Source organism: Nonomuraea turkmeniaca (genome assembly GCF_005889735.1).
GTDB lineage: Bacteria > Actinomycetota > Actinomycetes > Streptosporangiales > Streptosporangiaceae > Nonomuraea > Nonomuraea turkmeniaca.
This window is the reverse complement of the sequence record NZ_VCKY01000469.1, coordinates 1-2,807: the sequence shown is the minus strand read 5'-3', so window position 1 is coordinate 2,807 and position 2,807 is coordinate 1. Positions and strand designations below refer to the sequence as shown.

The following is a 2,807-nucleotide window of genomic DNA, read 5'->3' as shown; positions in this document are numbered from 1 at the left end:
CCGCCCGTCCCCTCCACTGACCTCGTCGGCCGGGAGGCGGAGCTCCGGGAACTGCGCGCGCTGCTGACCCGCGAACGCCTCGTGACCCTGCTCGGCCCCGGCGGCGTCGGCAAGACCCGCCTGGCCATCGCCGCCGCCGCGGCGTCGTCGTGCGCGTTCGTGTCCTTGGCCGGGGTAGGCCAGGATGCCGCCGTCACGACGCTCGCCCGACGTCTCGGCGTGGACCTCTCCCCGCAGCGCCCCGCCCTTGACCTGCTGCTGGCGGCCCTGTCCGGGCGCGAGCACCTCCTCGTGCTGGACAACCTCGAACACCTGCCGGCCTTCGACGCGGTCATCGCCCGGATCATGCGCACCGCTCCGGGGGTGCGGATCCTCGCGACCAGCAGGCGCCGTCTGGACGTGCCCGGGCAGGTGTCGTTCGAGGTGGCGGGCCTGCCGGGCCCGGCGGCTGAGGCGTTGTTCGTGTGCAGGGCGGCACGGGCGCAACCGGCGTTCGACCCGGACCGGCACGCCGCCCCGATCGCCGCGATCTGTGCCGCCACCGGCGGCCTGCCCCTGGCCATCGAGCTGGCGGCCGGCCTCCTGCGCGCGGTGCCGCCCGCCGACCTGGCCCAGCGCCTCAGCACGGACGCCGGCCTGCTGTCAGCCGACGGGCCGGCCGCCAGGTCGCGGCACGCCCGCATGCGTACGGTCTTCGAGACCTCCTGGCGGCTGCTCGACCCGGCCGGGCGGGCGGCGCTGGCGGCGCTGTCGGTGTTCAGCGGCGGCTGCACGCTGCGTGCCGCGCTGGAGGTGGCCAGGACCACGCCGCACGTGCTGGTCCGCCTGGTGGATCACAGCATGATCCAGCTCACCCCGTCCGGCCGGTACGTCCTGCACCCCCTCATCCAGCAGTTCGCCGCCGGCCACCTGGCCCCCGGGGAGCGCCGCGCGGCGCGGGAACGGCTCGCCGCCCACTTCGCCCATCTGCTCGACCGGCACGCCGCCGCCCTCCAGGACGCCTCCGACGCCGAGGTCACCCGCGTGCTGGGCGTGGAGATGGACAACATCCGCCTGGCCTGGGCGGTGTCCGGCCAGCCCGGCTTCCTCGACCGCTACTGGGTGTTGTGCCTGCGCCTGCGCCTGTACGAGGAGTCCGGCGCCGTCGTCCTTCGCCACCTCGCCCGCACGACCGAGGCCCCGTGCCTGCGGGCGCGGTGGTTGCGGATGGCGGGCGTGAGCGAGCACCAGCTGGCCAGGGAGCGCGAGGCCACCCGCCTGGCCAGGGCGGCGCTCGACACGGTGGGCGAGCCGCTCCCGACGTCCCGCCCCGGCCTCGCCGCCGCCGTCTTGACCGCCGCCGCCCGCCAGTTCCTCCACCGCGTCCTGCCGATCCGCCGCTCAGGCACCTCCGCGGAGGCCGAGACGGCGCAGGCGCTGACGTTCCTCGCGCGGCTGGCCTACCACCAGCAGGACCTGCCCACGATGCTGGCCGCCTCGTTACGCCAGCTCAACGCCGCCGACCGGACGCCGGACCCGGCCCTGCGCGCGGAGGCGTACGCGAACTTCACCGCCATCGCCCGCGTGGCCGGGTTGCACCGCCTGGCCACCCGTTACGGCGCCCTCGCCGATCGATCGCTGGGCGACATCGACCACCCGACGGAGCCGGCGAGCCGCGCGCGCCTGGCCAGGGGCCTGGACCTGCTCGCGGCCGGCGACTTCGAGGGCGCGCGCGGTATGTTCGCCGAGTGCCGGGCCAGGACACTCGACCCCCGTGTGGCGGAGAACTGCGTGGGGATGCTCGCCGAGACGGCCCTCTGGCGCGGCGACTTCGAGCAGGCGGCGGACCTGTTCGCCGACACGGCGGAGCAGGCGGCCAGGCGGGTGGGCGGCGACGACATCGGCCGCCACTGGTGCCTGATCGGCCAGGCCGAGGCGCTGCTCCGGGTCGACGGGACGAGCGCGGAGCGGATCGGCGAGGTGCTGGCGGCGGCCCGCGCCTCGACCGACCGCCGCCGCGCCCACGAGCAGCGACTCGGCCTGCGCGACGGCCCGGTCATGCCGGTGATCCAGGAGATGCGCCTGCTCACGGCCGCGGCCCGCCTCGGGCGCAGTGACCCGGGGCAGGCGCTGGCCAGGGTGCTGGAACTGGCCGCCCGCCTGCCGTCGGCCCAGCGCGGCATGCTGGAGTGCTGGACCGGCCTGGCCGAACTGCTGGTGTCCCTGCCCCCGGACGCCGCCACGGCGCGCCGGCTCGACCGGCACCTGGCCGGGTTCCAGTCCGGCCACCCCGGCGCCGCGGCCCGCATCGGCTGGGCCCGCGCCCTCGTCCTGGCCCACGGGGGACGGCGCAAGGCCGCGGCGAAAGCAGCGGAACAGGCCATGAGAACGGCCGAGCGGCTCTGCGCACCGTACGATCACCGCAGGGCGAAGGACCTGACCGAGCGCCCGGCCGGCTGCGGGGTTCTTTAGGGCTTTCGCGCCGGACGCACGCCGGCCGGCGACGCGCGGGCGACGTGCCGCCTGGGAGCAGATCGGTGCAGCCCTCGGCATGGACGCCTCGACCATGCGGCGAGCCCTCACCACGGGCACCGGCGCACCAGTCCCGGCGAAAACCCGTCCTCGCAGGCATGACCAGCGAATCGGGCCACGCCGCTTAACCGCAGCTCAGCCCACGTAGCTCAATATTCCAGCGGCACACGGCGGGCGGTGCGGATCGGGATCTTGTGAACCGTGCCACCGATACTCTATAAGTGGTAGTACTACGACTTGTAGAGTAAGGGAGATGGCCGGTGCGGGTGATAGTGGTGGGGGCGGGGATCAGCGGG

Annotated in this window: 1 protein-coding gene; it reads left to right on the top strand. The window is 75.2% G+C overall.

Annotation, left to right across the window (positions count from 1 at the left end):
- A partial coding sequence (locus ETD86_RS56510; protein ID WP_246149526.1) for an ATP-binding protein occupies nucleotides 1-2,451 on the top strand: 2,451 nt, incomplete at its 5' end.
- Nucleotides 2,452-2,807: the final 356 nt, after the last annotated feature.